Here is an 18954-nt window from a genome sequence, read left to right on the forward strand (position 1 = left end):
GAACAAGGGACCGTCGATTCTCGGCGCTTGGAGGGGATTGCACAAAGGGATAAAAAGGATGGGTTGCATGATTAAAACTCATCCTGAGAAGATGCCGACAGATTGGCCGTATCCCGTAACAGGAGCTTTGTTCATGTCCCGTCGACTTCCTCCGTTGTATGCCCTGCGCGCATTTGAAGCGGCGGCGCGGCATAGCTCGTTCACACGCGCCGCCGAAGAGTTGTCGATCACTCAAAGTGCGGTCAGTCGGCATATTCGTACGCTTGAGGAACATTTCGCCTGCCGGCTGTTTCACCGCAGCGGGCGCAATCTGCAACTGACCGAATCGGCGCGGATGCTGTTGCCGGGCATCCGTGACGGGTTCACCGCTTTGGAGCGCGCTTGCAATACCTTGCGTGCCGAGGACGACATCCTGCGCATGAAAGCGCCGTCGACCCTGACCATGCGCTGGTTGCTGGCGCGGCTCAGTCGCTTCCGTCATTTGCAGCCGGGCAACGAAGTGCAATTGACCAGCGCGTGGATGGACGTGGATTCGGTGGACTTCAACAATGAGCCGTTCGATTGTGCGGTGCTTCTGAGCGACGGACATTTCCCGCCAGACTGGGAGGCCAGCCAGCTGTTTCCCGAGGAGCTGATTCCGGTCGGTGCGCCGAACCTGCTGAACGATCAGCCCTGGGACGTGGCGCGACTGGCCAGCGCCGAGTTGCTGCACCCGACACCGGATCGCCGCGACTGGCGCAGTTGGCTGGAGCACATGGGGCTGTCTGATCAGGTCTCGCTCAAGGGCGGGCAGGTGTTCGATACCCTGGAGTTGGGCATGATCGCGGCGGCTCGTGGGTACGGCGTGTCGATGGGCGATTTGCTGATGGTCGCCGAGGATGTGGCGCAGGGACGCTTGAGTCTGCCGTGGCCGACCGCCGTCGCCAGCGGCCTGAATTATTACCTCGTGTGGCCAAAAACCCGTCCGGGAGGTGAACGTTTGCGCCGCCTCAGCGACTTCCTGCAAGGCGAAGTCCGCGCCATGGCGCTGCCGGCTGTAACACGCTTGAGCTGAAACGTTAGAGCCGCCACAATGCCGGCCTTGTGCCATAACCCTACTGATCGCTCAAGTATTCGGTTCTACCGCCGAATACGTGCATGTGGAACCGTCGTGCCGGTCTCCACGATTCACCCCCATTAGAAAATTATCCGAGCTGCGATCAAGGAGGATCGGCAAGTTCGGCCAGGAGCTGTCCATGTCTCAACCTCGCGCTCGGATCGCCTCGCAGCTGGGCCTCGCGCTCGCCGTGATACTGGCGATTGTCATCAGCGGCAGTACGGTGTTCGCCCTGCGTTCGCTGGATACCGCCAACCTCGCCACCCGTGAAGAGCACTTGGCCAGTGAGGCGCGGCTGCTGGCCGACCAACTGAGCACCTTTCACGGCACGCTGCGTGAAAGCACCCAGCGTCTGAGCGGGTTGTTCGAGAAGCGCTTCAGCGCAGGTCTGAGCATTCACCCGAGTGAGCCGGTGACCGTTGCCGGCACCCAGACCCCGGGCCTGCACCTGGGCGGCGAAGTGCTGAACAACAACTTCAAGGAAGTTGACGAGTTCAAGCAGATGACGGCCGGCGTCGCCACGCTGTTCGTGCGCAGCGGCGAAGACTTCGTGCGGGTCAGCACCTCGCTGACCAAACAGGATGGCACTCGCGCTATCGGCACCTTGCTCGATCACGCGCACCCGGCTTACGCGAAGTTGATGGCGGGGCAGGGTTATGTCGGCCGCGCCTTGTTGTTCGATCGCTCCTACATGACTCAATACACCCCGGTGCGCGATGGCAGCGGCAAGGTGATTGCGGTGCTGTTCGTCGGTTTCGACTACACCGACGCGCAGAACATTCAGTTCGACAATCTCAAGCGTTTCCGCATCGGCCAGAGCGGGTCGCTGGCGTTGCTCGACGAGCAGAATAAATGGCTGGTGGCGCCGGCGGGTGTGCAGGCCCCGGAACAAGCCGTACCGGTGATCAAGGGCTTGGCTGCGAAACCGGGCAAGGGTGAGTTCTGGAGCGATACCTCGGAAGACTTCTACAGCATCGCCGTACCATTTGACGGCGGCCCGTGGTCGGTAGTGGCGAGCATGCCGAAAGCCGAGATTCGTGCGGTGACCTGGAGCGTCGGTACGCAATTGGCGATCGGCAGCCTGTTGGCGATGTTGCTGGCGGTGGGTTCGGTGGTGTGGCTGCTGCGCAGCAAACTCGCGCCGTTGAGCGATCTGGTACGGCAGGCCGAAGCTTTGGGTGCCGGTGATCTGAGCGTGCGTCTGAACGTGTCGAGCAATGATGAGATCGGTCAGCTGTCCCGCGCGTTCAACCAGATGAGCCAGGCGCTGTCGACCATGGTCGAGCACATTCGTCGCTCTTCGGAAGAGGTCAACAGCCGTGCGCAGGCACTGTCCGGTTTGTCCGGCGGCGCCTACGAAGGCATGGAGCAACAGTCCGGTGAAATCACCAGCATGGCCGGCGCGGTGGAAGAGTTCAGTGCTACCTCGCTGAACATTGCCGACAACATGGGCGCCACCCAGCGCCTGGCGCAGGAAAACGCTCAGCAGACGCAGATCGGTCGTACCTCGATGGACGAGGCGTCTTCCTCTCTGGAGCAAATCGCCGGCGCGCTGAACACCACCGCCACCGTGATCAACACATTGGGTCAGCGTTCCCAGGAAATCGGCGGCATCGTCAGCGTGATCACCTCGATCGCCGAACAAACCAATCTGCTCGCGCTCAACGCCGCGATCGAAGCGGCCCGTGCCGGTGAACAAGGTCGCGGCTTTGCGGTAGTGGCGGATGAAGTGCGTAATCTGGCATCGCGCACCCGTCAGGCGACCGATGAAATCTCCGGCATGATTCACAGTATCCAGCAGGAAACCGGCAACGCGATCAGCACCATGGAGCAGGGCAATCTGCTGATGCAGGAAGGCCTGTCGCGTAACGCCAATGTCGCGTCGGCGCTGGCGCGCATTGATGAACAGAGCCGTTCGGCGGGGCAGCAGTTTGCCGCAATCACCACGGCGACTCAGGAGCAGAGCAGTACCGCGACGTTGCTGAGCAGCAATTTGCAGAGCATTGCGCTGGCCAACAGTGAGCAGCGAGAAGTGGTTTCCAACCTGGCGGTCACCGCCAGGGAACTGGAGAAGCTGGCCGCCGATCTGCGCTCCGAGGTTGATCGTTTCCGCTGATACGGCGTGCCGGTTATTGGTACGCGGAGAGGTCTTCGCTGGAGTCGACCTCTCCCCACTCCCCTGAATAGGCAACGGCCTGGATCGCTACCCGACCGGCGTCGATGACGCGCTGCAGGGTATTGGTCATGTGCATCTTGTCGCACTGGCTTGAGGTTAACTCATCCCGTAGCCGCACGACTTCTGCCCAACCTGCGGGCGTGAAGCGCAGCAACCCCATGTACTGGCCTTCGACTTCCCCCACTGATTGCGGTTTGTTGCCGATTTCGGCCAGCGTGTTGTCGCTATTGAGCCGGAATGTTTCAGCATCCAGCAGTGGATCGCCAAAACGCTGGGTCCACAGTTCCAGCCAGTTGGGGTCGTAGGTGACGGCCAGCAACGCTTCGCTGGTCATCAACGACCTGACGGCGTCCGGGCTGTAAAAAATATCCGAATAACTGACGATGCACGGCTGGCCTTCAAGCCAGGCTTCGGCGCAGGCCAGTGATGACACCATGTTGGTGTCTGCCCAGCGAGGGTTATGAAATTCGGTCAGGCCGCGGTCGGCCAGTAATTCGCGTTTGTAGCCGGTGACCACCGCGATTTCACTGATACCCGCTGCACGCAACGACTCCAGTTGCCATTCGAGCAGCGGCTTGCCACGCAACTCCACCAGGCATTTTGGGCAATCATCCGTGAGGCTTTTCATGCGGCTGCCACGTCCGGCAGCCAGGATAATGGCTTTCACGACACATCGGTCCCTTGAGTTGTTTGAGTGGAATCGGTTTCGCCGAACAGCTGGCGAATGCGCTGAATATCGTGGGATGCAAAGTCCGTCTCGCGCTCCGGGTGCCACATCCAGCCTTCCCAAAGGCGAGACAGGTGCCGGATCGCTTCGATTTCGCCGTCCTCACTGCGCGCCAGAACTTCAAAGTCCTGCGGACAACTGGCCAGAGACTGGCTGTGATAGCTGTTGACCTCGGCGACGATCTCCCCGGACAGGCGATGCCGGGTGCGCACGTGCCCGCTGACCGCTTTCAGTTCGCTACCTGCCCAATGCCCCAGCATCTGCATGCCGCGGCAGATGCCCAGCACTGGCAGATTGCGCGAGCGTGCGTGATCGAGCAGGCGTGTCTCCGTGAGATCGCGGGCCAGGCACTGGCCGATGTCATTGCCACCGGACAACAGCAATGCCTGAGGCGATACAGCGGCCAGCCAGTGTTCGAGGCCGGCATCGAACAATCCGTTGGGCACCGGCAGGGGGATGAACCCCGCTGCCAGCAGAAAGTCGATCAGGCGTTGATCCAGGGCATCGCGGCTTTCGCCGCGCTCCGGATGCAGGTCCACTCTCTGACTGACAGCGACCCGCTTCATGTCATCATCTCCACCCTGCGGCCCGGGCAGTCCAGATGCAGGATATCTGCTGTCGACCAGCGCCGGTAAAGCACTTCTCCAGCGCCAATGACGGCCGGCAGGCCGAGTTCACCGGCGCGAATCGCCATGTGCGAATTGGCTCCGCCCCACGCGGTAATCAGCCCGGCAATCGGATAAGCGAACAACCAGTCGAAACCGGGGTCCGCGTTGGGAATGCAGACAATCGCCCCGGCCAGCTTTTCCCGGTCATCGCATTGCACCACGGGTGCCGTCACACGTTTTTGCGTGATGAAGTTGGGCGCCGTTTCCGGCCACTCGAAGCTCCAGACATCTTCCGGACAGGTGATGACGGGTGGCAGGGACACCTTCAGTGTTTCTGCGTAGCGCGCCTTGCCTTGTTCGATGCTGCGCAGCAGCACGTCTTTTGGGTCGGCAGCGGCAACGTGCAGTTCCTGGAAGGCGCTGATATCGCAATAAGCCAGTTCTTCGCGGTCGATGCCGTACTCGGCGCCGACTTGCGCGATCAGCGCGAGGGCATCCGACAGGTTGCGGGTGAAATGAAACTTGGCCAGTTCGCGCAGCTCGATGCCGTTTTGCAGGAAGTCCAGCAGCCCTACCGGATCCGGTTGCAGGCCATGGGCCTCGAGCAGTTTCACGATCTCGCGCATCTGTGGCAGCGTCAGCGAAAACGGTTGCAGTGGCTCGGGGGCTGCTGGTCGCTGGTCCCAGTCGAAGTAGAGTTCCGGTGCTTCATCGTAACGTGGCGACAGAATGTCGTAGGTGCCGGGGCGCAGGTGCCCGTAGCGTGCGAGGAAAGTTGTCTTGTCGAGTGTCGCCCGATCACGCGCCAACTGACCGCTGACGGTTGAGACTCCGGCCATGAACGCATCGTAGTCGGCTTGCGAGAAAACACCCACGCTGACCAGTGACCTGAGCATCTGCACCGCAACGAAACCCGCACGGGCCAGGCCGGCGAAGGGCAGGGTGCCGTAGCGTTTTGCGTCTTCCAGCAGCCAGTAGATGCGCTCCAGCGGATCGGCGTTGGAGGCCAGCAGCTCTTCGCGGCGGGCATTGAGCACATCGAGTTTGTTGGCGTCGCTGCGCCACAAACCATCCTTGGGATGCACGATGCGGTTAGTCAGTTTGCGCAGACTGGAACTGATGGCCTCCAGTTCGTGCGCGGAAAAGCCTGCACTGGCCAGGCGCTCCAGTTGTTGCGACAGGTCCAGGGTGTAGCAGGAGAAAACGATCTCGAACTCCACCTTGTCGTGCAGGGTCGGCTCTGCCAGCAACCGATCAATGTAGTAGTCGACCAGTCGCCCGGCCAGTCCCTCGTCGAGGTCTGCCGGAATGAACGAGTTGAACGACAGGCGCACATCGATATATGGCAAACCGAAAAAGTGCGGCATCAGCGGGAAGCTGCGCAAGTTGCGGTAGCCATAGTTGTGACGCTGGTAAGCCCAGATGGAGTCGGTCACCAGATCGCGATACAGCGACAGCGCCAGCGGTTTGGGGCGGATACCGATGATCTCTGCCGGGTTCCAGTCGGGCATCACGCCGTAGACCGTGCGCTGGCCGATCAGGAATGGATGCGGGCGCATGCCGCGAGCGATTTTCTGCTCGATACTTTGCAGGCGGGCAGCCTGCGCGGCTTCGGACTCTGCCCGGGCAGGCAGAATCAACGGCCGGGCCTGCAACAGCCACAAGGTCTCGCCTTCGGCTTCGCACGTCACCGCGAACTCGCAGTCGACGGGGCCACCGCCGAACAGCTCCAGCAGCTCCTCAAGCAAAGCAATGATCGGCGAGAGGGCTGCGGGCGGTGAAACGGGGCTGTGCGCCGCCTGCTGCCACAACCGTCCACCCATGCCGCCGGTGACCGATGCGGTGTCGTCACCTTCCGACCAGTTCACCACACGGTACGGCGCGCAGGTATTCGGGTCGTGGGAAAACGCCACGCCGGAACGGATCACGTTGCCGAGCATGGGTTGAATCAGCACCTCGTCGCTCAGATGCGTCTCGCCATAACTGGCGATGACCTGCTCAACCGCCGACTCAAGCCCTGCTTCTTCGACATTCGGCACCGAGAGAAAGGCGCCGGCGAAAGAAGCCTCGGCGCTGTCCTCGCGGCCACAGCTGGAGCGCACGATCCAGGAGGGGGCAGGCAGCCGCCCGCGGAGATCCTGAATGCAGGCGCGCCGATCCGCGTGCCACTGCTCCACGGTAAACGCGAGCAGCGGCGCAATGCGTGCCGACGCGAGCCGCCCTTGCAGGCGCGACAAGGTGCCGGCCTTGGTAGAGAAATGCAGGGCCATCAGGCGTTATCTCAGCTGAGCGACCCAGATATTCGTCGAGTACGGGATCTCGATCGACGGCGTCTGCAGGCTTTGCAGGTAATCGTCGATGGCGCTGATGACTTCGTGAAATTTCGCGCCCGCCTGACGTTCCAGCGTGGCGTGGGAGCGCCAGGCTTCCAGGCACTCTGCGATGGATTGCTCGTGGATGACCCGCGCATCCAGATGCACGACCGGGCCGAACAGCTCGCTGGCGTCGATCACGGCAGTCTGGTCTTCACGACGGGTGCCGTAGCCATAGCCGGCGACGCGCTCTTTGATGATGGCTTCGATTCGCGCCTGAATCGGATCTTCCAGATTGCGGTGGTTCCACATGCAGGCAAACCAGCCGCGCGGTTTGAGAATGCGCGCGGTTTCCTTGAGTGCCTGCTGACGGTCGCAGACATTGAAGGAGCTGCCGAACGTGACCATGTCGAATGCCTGCGCCGCTTGCCCGGTCACTTCACCGGTGCCTTCGTGCCATTTGACATTGGCCAGCGCGGCGGTGCGCTTGATGCCGTTGGCGCGCATTGCATCGTTGGGTTCTACCGCGGTGACATCCAGGCCACGGGCGGCCAGCATCAGCGTCAAGTGTGCAACACCCGCGCCGACGTCGCAGAACTTGTCGCCTTGCTCGGCGCCAGCGATCGAGAGCATGGCGTCAATGGCGGCATCGGCGTAGTCAGGGCGCTTCAAATAGGCATCGGCCAGAGTGGTGTAGTCCCATTCGGTTTTCATACTCAGTTCCTTCCATAAATTTTATTGATCAAATCTTCTGCCAGGGTTTGCCTGGAGCGCTGCGGGTCGAACTCTACAAGCCAGTCTGCCGCTTGCGGTTCATCAATGGTCAGATCAAGCCCGGCAACGTTGTGCAGTTCCCCGGCATCGTATCGACGGTAGATCCCCTTCGGGTCGCGGCGACGCAATTCCTCGACCGGGACCTTCAAATAAACTTCGAAATAGCCGGGCAGGTGGGCGCGGTTCCATGCATGGACTTCGCGAAACAGCGAAATCGTTGCAATCACCACGGTCTGGCCTTGCGCGGCAATCATTCGGCACAGGTGGGCATATTGCATCGCCAGCGCCAGTCGTCCGTCACGGCCATGGTTCTGTGAGTTGGCGGCGGCTGCGCCGAATACTTCGCGCAACTCATCGCCATCGAGCATGACCACCAATCGTCCTTCAGTACGCAGTCTGGCAACGAGTTCACGGGCCAGCGTTGACTTGCCCGCACCTGAAAGGCCCGTAATCCAGATTACCTGTCCATCAGCATCACATTTCATAGTGTTCTGACTCGTGTTCGATTCGAGTGTATCGGCAGGCTGTTTCCTCGCATGAGGGCTGGCGTGCTTTATTTTAATGTTTGTCCCGCTCGTTAATGTCGCCGAAAGAGTCAATCGAGAGTGGGCAATACTTCGACTCGTGCCGGTATTCAATCAGGTCGTGGAACACTTCCTGAGGCAGGGGCAAGTCGCTGTATTGTGCCTGGTAGAACTTGTTGTATATGTAATAACTGTCTTCTCGTGCCAGCAGGCTGAACCCTAGCGCCATGTCTCTGAGCTCATTGCTGCTTCTGGCAATTGGCAACAGGTTATCCATTTGCTTTAGCCAGGCGTCGACCGTGAGATTGTTTTCTTCGGTAAAGGGCACGTAATAAATCGGCAGCTTGCAGGTATTGAGCATGAACGAAACACCACCGGTAGATGCATCGGTGATGACCGTGTCGCATTGTGCGTAGAAAGCCGTGCTGCTGGTGCCGGCCTTGTCGATGGTTATCCAGTCATAGGCAGACAGTTCTTCGCACAGGGCCTTTACGGTCGGATGGGAAAGTTCGGCCATGTACGGACGCAGGATGAATTTTGCGTGGGGAATTTGCGATTTGACTGCATTGATGACGGTCTGCAGGTTTTCATACAGTGTCGCCCCGTTCGGGCAGATACCCAGTTGGGTCGGCAGAAGTCCTACGACATAGTCGTCGGAAGTTTTTTTCGAAGACGGTGATGATTCAAAAATGCCCGGAATCTTCACGGGCAGCGTAGCCACCGGGCTGGTTTTGCGCATGTCCGAACGCAACGCCAGTCCATCGATCAGCATTGTTTTCAGAGCCTTTCTGTCGCGACGGTATGCCTGCATTCCGGCCGTAATCAAATCAAAGCCCGACCGGGAAGAAGCGATGATCGCATCCCAGTAAGAAGTCAGCTCTGCGTAGTAATACTTGTCTTTGGTCGGCATGCCGACATTGCCGTGGCTGATGAAGATGCCAAAATTTGAATCGTCCAGCAGGCGCCCGGCATAGGCATCATTTGAAATGACAACCTGCGATTTCAGGCTTGCAATGAAGTCATTGCCAACCTGCTTTACCGGGAAATCGAGGACGGCTTCGACTTCCTCTCGGCTTAAGCCGGTACGATCAGTATTGAGTACGACACAGTTATACTTTTCTCGAAGCGAATTGAGCGCGGGGATCAGATACTCGAGATATGTTTTGCCACCATCCACCACGTTGCTGAGCAAGTAAACGTTTTTCATTATGAAGTTGCGCTTTTAAAGTTTGTTTAAATAAGGTCGATGTCAAGCCGGGTAATAATGCTGGGCAAGGACTTTGTAGTTGTCTGGATTTAAATTGACGACCAGGTAAACGCATGCAAGCCAAGTTTGGCTTGAGTAATGACTACACTGGTTGATTGACGGCTTTGCCCGATAAGCAATAGATATCTTCTCCATGATGTCCAGCCTCCATTTTCACGCTGAAAAATGCTCTATGTCTTGACGATGGACGGATAACTAATAAAAAGAGCGTCGCCGTTATATCACATCTCGGTCTATGGCCATCGACACGGATGTTTATTTTTTGCCCCGCCCATTTGCGAGTAGCGCTGTCATTCTCACTGTGTTGCCGGCCGATATTGCAACGCCTCTGCCAAGTGCTCGCGCCGGACGTTTTCTTCCTGCCCCAGATCGGCCAACGTCCTGGCGACCTTGAGAAGTCGGTGCGCCGAGCGCAGCGACAAGGTCAGTCGTTCACAGGCTGATTCCAGCCAGGTCTCGTCGGTTGTGGATAACTTGCAGTGGCGACGCAGCCCCGGCAGATCAAGAAACGCATTGGCACATCCCTGACGTTTCTGTTGTCGCTCGCGGGCCTGGGCTACCAGCGCGGCGGCACTGGCGCTGTCTTCCCCTGGCTGGACCGCAGGGTTCAGCGCCGTTGCCTCCCGCGCCACCGTCAGGTGTAAGTCGATCCGGTCCAAGAGGGGGCCCGACAGCTTGTTGCGATAACGCTGAACCATGTCCGGCGTGCACGAACACTTGCCACTTGGTTCACCGAGATATCCACAGGGACACGGGTTCATCGCTGCCACCAATTGAAAGCGCGCTGGAAAGCGCACGCGGTCCTTGGCTCGTGCAATCACGATGTGGCCGGACTCCAGCGGTTCGCGCAGCACCTCCAGCACCTTGCGATCAAACTCCGGCAGCTCATCGAGAAACAGCACGCCGTGGTGGGCCAGGGTGATTTCGCCGGGTTGCGGTTTCGAACTGCCGCCGACCAGTGCCGGGCCTGATGCCGAGTGGTGTGGCTGGCGAAAAGGACGTTGCGGCCAATGGGTCAACGGCACGCCGCTGGCGACGGATTGAATGGCGGCCACCTCCAGTGCTTCGCATTCGGACAATGGCGGGAGCAGTCCCGGCAATCGACTGGCCAACAATGTCTTGCCCGTTCCCGGCGGCCCGCTGAACAACAGGTTGTGCGCGCCCGCCGCCGCGATCAGCAGCGCACGTTTGGCTGCCATTTGCCCCTGCACTTCGTTGAGATCGGGATAGGGTCTGGCGGCATGAATCAAGCCGTCCGATACATAAGGCTCGACGGGCGTGTGCCCGTTGAAATGTGCCACCGCTTCCAGCAGATGATCCACCGCGTACACCTTCAAACCCGAGGCCAGACACGCTTCCTCGGCATTCGCCCGCGGCACCACCAGCGCACGACCCGCCTTGCGCGCCGCTAATGCCGCGGGCAACACGCCACGCACCGCTCGTACGGCGCCGGACAGCGCCAACTCACCCAGACATTCCACATCATCCAGCGTCAGACACGGCACCTGCACACTCGCCGACAGAATCCCCAAGGCAATCGCCAGATCAAACCGTCCGCCATCCTTGGGCAGATCCGCCGGCGCCAGATTCAAGGTGATCCGCCGCGCCGGAAACTGCAGCCCGGAATTGATGATCGCGCTGCGCACCCGATCCTTGCTCTCCTTCACCGCCGCCTCGGGCAGGCCGACCATGGTCAGCGACGGCAGACCGTTGGCCAGGTGAACTTCGACGGTGACGGCGGGGGCTTCCACGCCAATCTGGGCGCGACTGTGGACGATGGAGAGGGACATGGTCGTTCCTTGAGCTGAATCGGGGAGCCGCTTCCTGCGGGTTTTTTAAGGGTAGTTGGGAGAGCGAATCCAGGCGACACGGATCCGAGGGCAAACCTTCACTGGATGTTGCCAAGGTGCCCTTCCACGTTCAGTAGAGGCGCCACATTAGTTTTCTTCTTCGGGATTTCTTACTTGGCTTCCTCCCCCGGCCAACCAACCATCCGGTTCGAGTTCTTTACCGTACTTGGCTGCTACCTCAATAAAACGACGCTGATTGGCTGAAATACCTCCGGCTAACCGAAGTGCTTCAGCGTGATATCCAACAATCTCTTCTAGCTTTTTCCTTCTCTTTTTGTCTTTCATTGAGGCCTCGTTTTTCGGGTGACAAATGCTTCGCTGGTCACCGTAGTACAAGGAGGAAAGGTCGCGTAATCAGGCGCAGACGCTGATTTTTGTAGGGCCATGCCCTAATAGTTGTAGGACGTCGGCGAAAGGGTTTCGACGGTCTTGTATCGCGGAGTCGGATGCTCCAGTTTGGTCGTTCAATGCAGCCTCTGGAGGCGAAAAATGGACCGCAATGGTATGCGCCCGATTCATCCGGGCGAGGTTCTGAATAAGGAATTCATGGAGCCGTTGGGCATGACTGTCATGGATCTGGCCATGCCCACGAAATGGCCCGAAAGTGAGATCGAAAAGCTTGTGAAATGCCAGCTGAGGATCTGCGCTGACTTGGCAATCAGACTTGCCATTCATCTCAACACCACGCCTGAGTTCTGGATGAATCTTCAGTCGACTTACGATTTGCGCAGGGCTCAGCTCCGGCATGCGGTCTTATAGCGATTGCAGCATCCGCGAAGCCCTTTTCCACCATGGCCCCGTCATTGGGCGCTTCGACTCTTCCCGTTCCACCATCATCAACGGCACATCCTGCAACCGAATCCACGGCTGGTTATTCCAGTGCAACAAACTCAACGTCATGTCCGGCCAACTGAGCAGGCTCAGGTGTGGACGTTCGTTTGTGGTGGGGTGTTGGGCGTCGCGCAGGGTGGGGATGACCTGGTGGGTGAGCCATTCGCGTAGCGCTCGGTATTCGGGGCAGTAGTGGTAGACGAGGAGGGCGTAGATGCCGGATTCGCTGATCAGCAGGGTGTTTTCGATTTGATTGTGGATCAGGGTTTTGCGGGTCTGGTATTGGTCGGGATCGAGTTTTCGCAGCATGCGTTCGTTGAGGTAGATATGCAGCAGGCGGCTCAGGTCTCGGGCGCAGAACCAGGGTTGGTTCTGGATGAGGAGGGCGTGGAGGGGGAGTTTGTGGCGGGTGAAGATGTAAGGTTTTAGATAAGTCTCTTCTTGATTCATTGAGCAGTTCCTCTTGCTTAAGGGGCTGCCCTCAATCGTCGCCAAACGATTGGGTGGCAGTTGTACGCGGGTTGGCGAACCGGAGCAAAAGGAACCCGGCAGACCCGAAGGTCTCCCACGCACAACCGCCATGAAACGATGTGGCGGTAAATGTAGCCGCCATCATGGTTGTCGTGCGCCTTAAGCTGTCCAGGTCGCCAAACCCGGTGCTGAACATTCAGCATCGGATGAGCTTAGAAACCTGGGCTTTTCGGCGCAATCGGACGGCGGTGGTGCAGGTTGTAGGACGTTGCCGGGATGGTTGAAGGGCTGGAGATCAAAAGATCGCAGCCTTCGGCAGCTCCTACAGGGGGCGCGGATTATTCAGCGGGCGGTGTCAGCTTGGCTTCCATCTCGGCAACCTTGGCTTCTAGGCTTTCGAGGCGGGCTCGTGTGCGGGCCAGTACAACCATCTGACTATCGAACTCTTCACGGCTGACCAGATCGAGTTTGCTGAAGGCACTCTGCAGCAGCATCTTGAACTGGCTTTCGATTTCGGCTTTCGGCAGCGGGGTGTCGCCGCTGAACAGGCGGGAGGCGGTGCCGCTCAGGGCGTCGAGGAAGTCTTTGGGCGCGAGCATGGTGGATGTCCTGGAAACAATGGCCGGCAGTGTATCACGCAGTGTCTATAGTCAATCTCGTGGTCAGGGATGCACGCTTTTCGCGCAGGCGGACGGACGGCGACGCACCGTTGTTGTGCGTATCCGCTGGGCCTTTTGCGCGGGATGGCTTGCGGCAGCGGCCAAGGGATTGAAATCAGGGGATTTTGGCGAGATGGCAAGGTTTCTGCTTAGTCACCTTCGACCCATGCACTGATGCAGTCGCTGTGACGAATGCAGTGCGGCAGGCGAAGCGGGGAGTTTCGTCTGATGCGGTTAGCTGGCGTCAGCGATGCGTTACAAAGCCAGGCACTGCGCTTAGACTTGAGTCGGGTTTGTTTTCCTGGGGCAAGTCCACCAATTCGGGAGAGAGTTTCATGAAGCTAGTCACTGCCATCATCAAGCCGTTCAAGTTGGACGACGTGCGCGAGTCGCTGTCCGAAATCGGCGTGCAGGGCATTACCGTTACTGAAGTCAAAGGCTTCGGCCGGCAGAAGGGTCACACCGAGCTGTATCGCGGCGCGGAATATGTGGTCGATTTTCTGCCCAAGGTGAAAATCGACGTGGCCATCGACGACAAGGATCTGGATCGGGTGATCGAGGCGATCACCAAGGCGGCTAACACCGGCAAGATCGGTGACGGCAAGATCTTCGTGGTCAATCTGGAACAGGCGATTCGCATCCGTACCGGCGAAACCGATACCGACGCGATTTAAACGCCGCCACAAACCCCAACGCCCCAGGAGAAAACAATATGACTCTGCGTAAATTCGCAGGGCTAGGAGCCCTGTTGTCCATCGTAATGCCCAGCCTTGCCATGGCGGCAGACGAAGTGGCGGCCCCGGTCCTCAATTCCGGCGACACTGCCTGGATGCTCACCTCGACGGCCCTCGTGCTGTTCATGACCATCCCGGGCCTGGCGCTGTTCTACGGCGGCATGGTTCGCTCGAAAAACATTCTTTCCGTGATGATGCAATGCTTCGCCATTACCGGTCTGATCAGCGTCCTGTGGGTCATTTACGGCTACAGCATCGCGTTCGACACCACCGGCATGGAGCAGGGCGTCGTCAACTTCAACTCCTTTGTCGGCGGCTTCGGCAAGGCGTTCCTCGCGGGCATCACGCCAGCCAGCCTGACCGGGCCTGCGGCGTTGTTTCCTGAGGCAGTGTTCGTCACCTTCCAGATGACTTTCGCGATCATCACCCCGGCGTTGATCGTCGGTGCGTTCGCCGAGCGGATGAAGTTCTCCGCGATGCTGATCTTCATGGGCATCTGGTTCACCCTGGTTTACGCACCGATCGCGCACATGGTCTGGTCCGGTAACGGCGGCCTGATGTGGGACTGGGGCGTGCTCGACTTCGCGGGCGGCACCGTGGTGCACATCAACGCCGGTGTTGCCGGTCTGATCTGCTGCCTGGTTCTGGGCAAGCGCAAAGGTTTCCCGACCACCCCGATGGCTCCGCACAATCTGGGTTACACCCTGATGGGCGCGGCGATGCTGTGGGTTGGCTGGTTCGGCTTCAACGCCGGTTCTGCTGCTGCGGCCAACGGCACTGCCGGCATGGCGATGCTGGTCACCCAGATTGCTACCGCTGCTGCTGCACTGGGCTGGATGTTTGCCGAGTGGATCACTCACGGTAAGCCAAGCGCACTGGGCATCGCCTCGGGTGTGGTTGCCGGCCTCGTAGCGATTACTCCGGCTGCCGGCACCGTGGGCCCGATGGGCGCACTGGTGATCGGTCTGGCGGCGGGCGTGGTGTGCTTCTTCTGCGCCACCACCCTCAAACGCAAACTCGGTTATGACGACTCCCTGGACGCGTTCGGCGTGCACGGTATCGGCGGTATCCTCGGCGCGATCCTCACCGGTGTGTTCGCCGCACCGTCGCTGGGTGGCTTCGGCACCGTCACCGACATCGCCGCACAAGTGTGGATTCAGTGCAAAGGCGTCGGCTTCACGGTGATCTACACCGCGATCGTCACCTTCATCATCCTCAAGGTTCTGGATGCTGTGATGGGTCTGCGTGTGACCGAGGAAGAAGAGTCGGTGGGCCTCGATCTGGCACAACACAACGAACGCGGCTACAACTTGTAAGTACGCGCATTGAAAAAATTTGCCCGGCTCGCCGGGCATTTTTTTGTCTGGAATTTGTCGATCACGATACAGCTGAAAGGATTTTTCGTACGCCTTTGGTCGTGTTTACGACGGGTGTTTTTCTGCGGGCAATGGCTTACATGATTGCAGGAATATTAGGGCCTTTGTTTTTTCCCAGAGCGCGCTAGAATGCGCCCCGAACGTGCGGAGAACTGTATGTGGCAACAGACTCTGATAACCCTGCGGGCACGGCCCCGGGGCTTTCATCTGGTAACGGACGAGTTGATCAAAGGCCTGCCTGAACTCAGGGAGTGCCGGGTCGGTCTGTTGCATTTGTGGCTGCAGCATACCTCGGCGTCGTTGACCATCAACGAGAACGCCGATCCGGCGGTCCGTCGCGACTTCGAACGATTTTTCAATCGTCTGATCCCACAAGGAACAGACGGCTATGAGCATAACGACGAAGGCCTGGACGACCTCCCGGCGCACTTCAAGGCCAGCGTGCTTGGCTGTCAGATCAGTCTGCCGGTTTCGGCAGGCCGTTTGGCACTGGGCACCTGGCAAGGCGTTTATCTGGGCGAGCACCGTGATCATGGCGGTGCTCGAAAAGTCCTCGCCACCTTGCACGGTGAAGGGGCATAAACCGTTGGTCACCAATGGTTACTGATTTTTTAACGGCGACTTTCGACAGTTGCCAAAGCTGGTCTATAACTAATCTGCTTTTCGCAAGTCATGAGGTAGAACATGAGCGACGATGATCTGGAAAACGACGACCTCGAAGTAGGCGACGAAGACGAGGCCGAGGAAGGCCTGGAAGCAGCAGCGGAAGACGTTGCTGACGACGATGGCGGTGACGATACGCCGGCGCCGGCTGCCAAAGGCAAAGCCAAGGCTGCGGTGTCGGTAGACGAGTTGCCGAGCATTGAAGCCAAGAACAAGGAACGCGACGCCCTGGCCAAGGCCATGGAAGAGTTCCTGTCGCGCGGCGGAAAAGTGCAGGAAGTGGAGGCCAACGTGGTCGCCGATCCTCCGAAGAAGCCGGACAACAAGTACGGTAGCCGCCCTATCTGAGGCCTGCCGCTTGCTTGCTGAAAAAGCCCGCCGTCGCTGCGGGCTTTTTCATGTCTGGAATAAACATTTGAAGGTGATGCAGACCCTGTGGGAGCTGGCTTGCCAGCGATGGCGGCCTGTCAGACAACATTGATGTTGAATGTGCTGGCCTCATCGCTGGCAAGCCAGCTCCCACAGGGGATGAGGTGAATTCAGGGTCAGTGCTGGGCATTCCAGCGTGCGAGCACCGCTGGCAAATCGGTCAGGCTGCGGATCTCGGCATCCGGCAGACGCTCGGCTTCCCAGACTTTGCCCGCCGGGTTGAACCAGATCGCGCGCATGCCCGCCTGCTGTGCGCCGGCAATGTCATCGCCCGGGTGATCACCGATATGCACGGCGGTTTCGGCGGTGGCGCCACCGCGTTGCAACGCCTCATGAAACAGCCGCGCATCCGGTTTGGCGATGCCGATGTCTTCCGCACACAACGCAAACTTGAAGTAATCCGCCAGCCCCAACCGGCGCACATCGGCGTTGCCATTGGTGACCACGCCAAGCGAGTAATGATTGGCGAGAATCTCCAGCACCGGCTCAACTTCAGGAAATACTTCGATCTGATGTCGCGCATGCAGAAATACTTCAAAACTCTTGTCCGCCAGCTCCGACGCTTCGCCGTGGGCATAACCTGCCTCTTCCAGCGCATGGAACAACACCCGCCGACGCAACGCACTGATGCGGTGTTTGAGCGTTGGCTCATTAGCCAGCACCCGCTCGCGAATCGCCCACAGATGCTCCACCGGTACCGCGCCCAGGTTCGGTGCATGTTCGCTCAACCATTCGCGCAATACCGCTTCGGCGCTGACGATCACCGGGGCGGTGTCCCACAGGGTGTCGTCGAGGTCGAAGGTGATCAACTGGATGCTCATGAATCATCGCCTTTCATGCGTTTGGCCCGTGGGTGGGCACTGTCGTAGACCGCCGCCAGGTGCTGGAAGTCCAGGTGGGTGTAGATCTGCGTGGTCTTGATGTCCGAGTGGCCGAGCAGTTCCTGCACCGCGCGCAGGTCCTGCGAGGATTCCAGCAAGTGGCTGGCGAAGGAATGACGCAGCATGTGCGGGTGCAGGTTCTGCCCCAGTTCACGCTCGCCGGCCAGTTTGACCCGCACCTGAATTGCCCGTGGGCCGAGGCGTCGGCCTTGTTGGCTGACGAACACGGCGTCGTCCGCCGGGTTGGTCATGGCCCGCAAAGGCAGCCATTGTTCGAGGGCTTCACGGGCTTTTTTACCGACCGGCAACAGACGGGTTTTACTGCCCTTGCCGAGTACCTGAACCATGCCGTCGGCGAGGTCGAGTTGATCAAGATTGAGTCCGGTCAGTTCGGAAAGGCGCAGGCCGGAGGAATAGAACAACTCCAGAATCGCCTGATCGCGTCGCGCCAGAAAATCATCCTCGACCGCGCCCTCAAGCAGTTGCAGTGCACGGTCGGTGTCGAGTGTTTTTGGCAGGCGACGTTCGCCTTTCGGTGGCGCCAGACCGGTCGCCGGATCGTGGTCGCAGAGGCCTTCGCGATTCAGATAGTGATAGAGCCCGCGCACCGCCGAGAGCAGTCGCGCGAGGCTGCGCGAGGACTGGCCCTGCGCGTGCAGGCGGGCGATCAGACTGCGCAGGCGCTGAATATCCAGCGCGGCCCAGCTGCCGATGTTCTGCTTGATGCACCAGCCGAGGACTTTATCGAGGTCGCGGCGGTAGGCCGACAGCGTGTGCGGCGACACCTGCCGCTCACTGCGCAGGTGTTCGCAGTAAGCGTCCAGTTGTCGTTCCATGCTCAGCGTACCGAGCGCAGGGAGCTGTTGACCCGTGGCAGCACGCGGCCCATGACTTCGGCGATGTAGCTCAGGAACAGTGTGCCGACCGAGCTCTTGTAGTGCTGCGGATCACGGCTGGCAATCGCCAGAATCCCGTGGATGCCTTGATGACTGACCGCGACCACGGCGGTCGAACCGATCTGCTTGCGCTGTTCTTCGCCGAACAGGAAATCCAGTTCATGTTCGCGCAGGTTGCCGCTGACGCTTTTGCCTTCGGTGAGCAAACCGCCGATGGCCGTTTGTGCGTCGGCGTGGGTCACCCAGCGACCGACCGGCGCCGGGTTGTCGCCGAGCAGAATCAGGCTGACGAAGGGCACCTGAAAGTCCTGACGCAGGCTGTCTTCAACGCTGATGACCACGTCTTCCAGGCTGGCGGCGTCCATCAGCGAGAGGATCAGGCGGCGGGTCTTGTCGAACAGCCGATCGTTGTCACGGGCGACATCCATCAAATGCGAGAGGCGGTGACGCATCTCGACATTGCGGTCGCGCAGGATGGTCATTTGCCGTTCGACCAGCGATACGGTGTCGCCGCGCTGATGCGGAATACGCAAGGCCGGGAGCAATTCTTCATGTTCGACGAAGAAGTCCGGATGAGCCTCCAGGTACGCGGCAACCGCTGCCGCCTCCAGGCTCTCGGACGCTGATTCGTCGGACTGTCGGGCGGGTACCTGAGGCTTATCGGTCATGGCTTCTGCTCA

General features: G+C 59.5%; 20 protein-coding genes. 7 read left to right on the plus strand and 13 right to left on the minus strand.

Features of this window, described 5'->3' with window-relative positions; translation table 11 throughout:
* The first annotated feature begins 133 nt into the window (after nucleotides 1-133).
* On the plus strand, nucleotides 134-1054 hold the full coding sequence (locus AC3WMT_RS04665; RefSeq protein ID WP_103302572.1) for a LysR substrate-binding domain-containing protein: 921 nt from the start codon (nucleotides 134-136) through the stop codon (nucleotides 1052-1054).
* 181 nt (nucleotides 1055-1235) lie between these two features.
* The gene (locus AC3WMT_RS04670; protein WP_103302571.1) at nucleotides 1236-3212 is read left to right on the plus strand and encodes a methyl-accepting chemotaxis protein; all 1977 of its coding nucleotides are present in this window, start codon (nucleotides 1236-1238) and stop codon (nucleotides 3210-3212) included.
* A 13-nt stretch (nucleotides 3213-3225) separates the two neighbouring features.
* On the opposite strand, the gene AC3WMT_RS04675 is transcribed toward AC3WMT_RS04670, so the two are convergent.
* The 8 genes from AC3WMT_RS04675 to AC3WMT_RS04710 all read right to left on the minus strand — a co-directional run bounded on the left by AC3WMT_RS04675 (nucleotide 3226) and on the right by AC3WMT_RS04710 (nucleotide 11619).
* Nucleotides 3226-3939, minus strand: coding sequence for a phosphocholine cytidylyltransferase family protein (locus AC3WMT_RS04675; RefSeq protein WP_103302570.1), 714 nt, complete (start codon nucleotides 3937-3939; stop codon nucleotides 3226-3228).
* Nucleotides 3936-4565 (minus strand): gamma-glutamyl-gamma-aminobutyrate hydrolase family protein, encoded by a 630-nt coding sequence (locus AC3WMT_RS04680; RefSeq protein WP_103302569.1) that lies wholly within the window; start codon nucleotides 4563-4565, stop codon nucleotides 3936-3938. The genes AC3WMT_RS04675 and AC3WMT_RS04680 overlap by 4 nt, the downstream gene beginning before the upstream one ends.
* Nucleotides 4562-6877 carry a PEP-utilizing enzyme gene (locus AC3WMT_RS04685; protein WP_103302568.1) on the minus strand — a complete coding sequence of 772 codons (2316 nt, stop codon included), beginning with the start codon at nucleotides 6875-6877 and terminating at the stop codon, nucleotides 4562-4564. Before AC3WMT_RS04685 ends, AC3WMT_RS04680 begins: the two co-directional genes overlap by 4 nt.
* Nucleotides 6878-6883: 6 nt before the next feature.
* Nucleotides 6884-7633, minus strand: coding sequence for a class I SAM-dependent methyltransferase (locus AC3WMT_RS04690; protein WP_103302567.1), 750 nt, complete (start codon nucleotides 7631-7633; stop codon nucleotides 6884-6886).
* A gap of 2 nt (nucleotides 7634-7635) precedes the next feature.
* Nucleotides 7636-8178, minus strand: a complete 543-nt coding sequence (locus AC3WMT_RS04695) for an adenylyl-sulfate kinase (RefSeq protein ID WP_103302566.1) — start codon at nucleotides 8176-8178, stop codon at nucleotides 7636-7638.
* Between the two features lie 73 nt (nucleotides 8179-8251).
* On the minus strand, nucleotides 8252-9424 hold the full coding sequence (locus AC3WMT_RS04700) for a hypothetical protein (RefSeq protein WP_103302565.1): 1173 nt from the start codon (nucleotides 9422-9424) through the stop codon (nucleotides 8252-8254).
* A 356-nt stretch (nucleotides 9425-9780) separates the two neighbouring features.
* Nucleotides 9781-11274: a YifB family Mg chelatase-like AAA ATPase gene (locus AC3WMT_RS04705; RefSeq protein WP_103302564.1), complete on the minus strand. Its 1494-nt coding sequence runs from the start codon at nucleotides 11272-11274 to the stop codon at nucleotides 9781-9783.
* A gap of 147 nt (nucleotides 11275-11421) precedes the next feature.
* Nucleotides 11422-11619 carry a hypothetical protein gene (locus AC3WMT_RS04710; protein ID WP_103302563.1) on the minus strand — a complete coding sequence of 66 codons (198 nt, stop codon included), beginning with the start codon at nucleotides 11617-11619 and terminating at the stop codon, nucleotides 11422-11424.
* Nucleotides 11620-11823: 204 nt separating this feature from the next.
* Between AC3WMT_RS04710 and AC3WMT_RS04715 the strand changes: the two genes are divergently transcribed.
* Entirely contained in the window at nucleotides 11824-12093 is a 270-nt protein-coding gene (locus tag AC3WMT_RS04715) for a HigA family addiction module antitoxin (protein ID WP_103302562.1), read from the plus strand.
* Here the strand turns inward: AC3WMT_RS04715 and AC3WMT_RS04720 are convergent.
* Both AC3WMT_RS04720 and AC3WMT_RS04725 read right to left on the minus strand, forming a co-directional pair.
* Nucleotides 12088-12615 (minus strand): BRO-N domain-containing protein, encoded by a 528-nt coding sequence (locus AC3WMT_RS04720; protein WP_103302561.1) that lies wholly within the window; start codon nucleotides 12613-12615, stop codon nucleotides 12088-12090. The two genes, AC3WMT_RS04715 and AC3WMT_RS04720, sit on opposite strands and share 6 nt — an antisense overlap.
* Nucleotides 12616-12974: 359 nt before the next feature.
* Nucleotides 12975-13235 carry an accessory factor UbiK family protein gene (locus AC3WMT_RS04725; protein ID WP_007920416.1) on the minus strand — a complete coding sequence of 87 codons (261 nt, stop codon included), beginning with the start codon at nucleotides 13233-13235 and terminating at the stop codon, nucleotides 12975-12977.
* A 395-nt stretch (nucleotides 13236-13630) separates the two neighbouring features.
* On the opposite strand from AC3WMT_RS04725, the gene glnK reads away from it, so the two are divergent.
* The 4 genes from glnK (at nucleotide 13631) to sutA (ending at nucleotide 16416) form a co-directional block, all read left to right on the plus strand.
* Entirely contained in the window at nucleotides 13631-13969 is a 339-nt protein-coding gene (gene glnK, locus AC3WMT_RS04730; protein ID WP_002555808.1) for a P-II family nitrogen regulator, read from the plus strand.
* Nucleotides 13970-14007: 38 nt separating this feature from the next.
* Complete coding sequence (locus AC3WMT_RS04735) at nucleotides 14008-15345, plus strand: ammonium transporter (RefSeq protein ID WP_103302560.1); 1338 nt, start codon at nucleotides 14008-14010, stop codon at nucleotides 15343-15345.
* 216 nt (nucleotides 15346-15561) lie between these two features.
* On the plus strand, nucleotides 15562-15987 hold the full coding sequence (locus tag AC3WMT_RS04740; RefSeq protein WP_102901435.1) for a secondary thiamine-phosphate synthase enzyme YjbQ: 426 nt from the start codon (nucleotides 15562-15564) through the stop codon (nucleotides 15985-15987).
* Nucleotides 15988-16089: 102 nt separating this feature from the next.
* Entirely contained in the window at nucleotides 16090-16416 is a 327-nt protein-coding gene (gene sutA, locus AC3WMT_RS04745) for a dormancy-specific transcriptional regulator SutA (protein WP_007920420.1), read from the plus strand.
* A 197-nt stretch (nucleotides 16417-16613) separates the two neighbouring features.
* On the opposite strand, the gene AC3WMT_RS04750 is transcribed toward sutA, so the two are convergent.
* The 3 genes from AC3WMT_RS04750 to AC3WMT_RS04760 are packed head-to-tail and all read right to left on the minus strand — an operon-like array spanning nucleotide 16614 to nucleotide 18942.
* Nucleotides 16614-17318 (minus strand): HAD family hydrolase, encoded by a 705-nt coding sequence (locus AC3WMT_RS04750; protein WP_103302559.1) that lies wholly within the window; start codon nucleotides 17316-17318, stop codon nucleotides 16614-16616.
* On the minus strand, nucleotides 17315-18214 hold the full coding sequence (gene xerC, locus AC3WMT_RS04755; protein WP_039757393.1) for a tyrosine recombinase XerC: 900 nt from the start codon (nucleotides 18212-18214) through the stop codon (nucleotides 17315-17317). The genes AC3WMT_RS04750 and xerC overlap by 4 nt, the downstream gene beginning before the upstream one ends.
* 2 nt (nucleotides 18215-18216) lie before the next feature.
* Complete coding sequence (locus AC3WMT_RS04760; RefSeq protein WP_103302558.1) at nucleotides 18217-18942, minus strand: DUF484 family protein; 726 nt, start codon at nucleotides 18940-18942, stop codon at nucleotides 18217-18219.
* Between the last annotated feature and the right edge of the window lie 12 nt (nucleotides 18943-18954).

It is taken from the genome of Pseudomonas sp. FW305-7 (assembly GCF_058786735.1).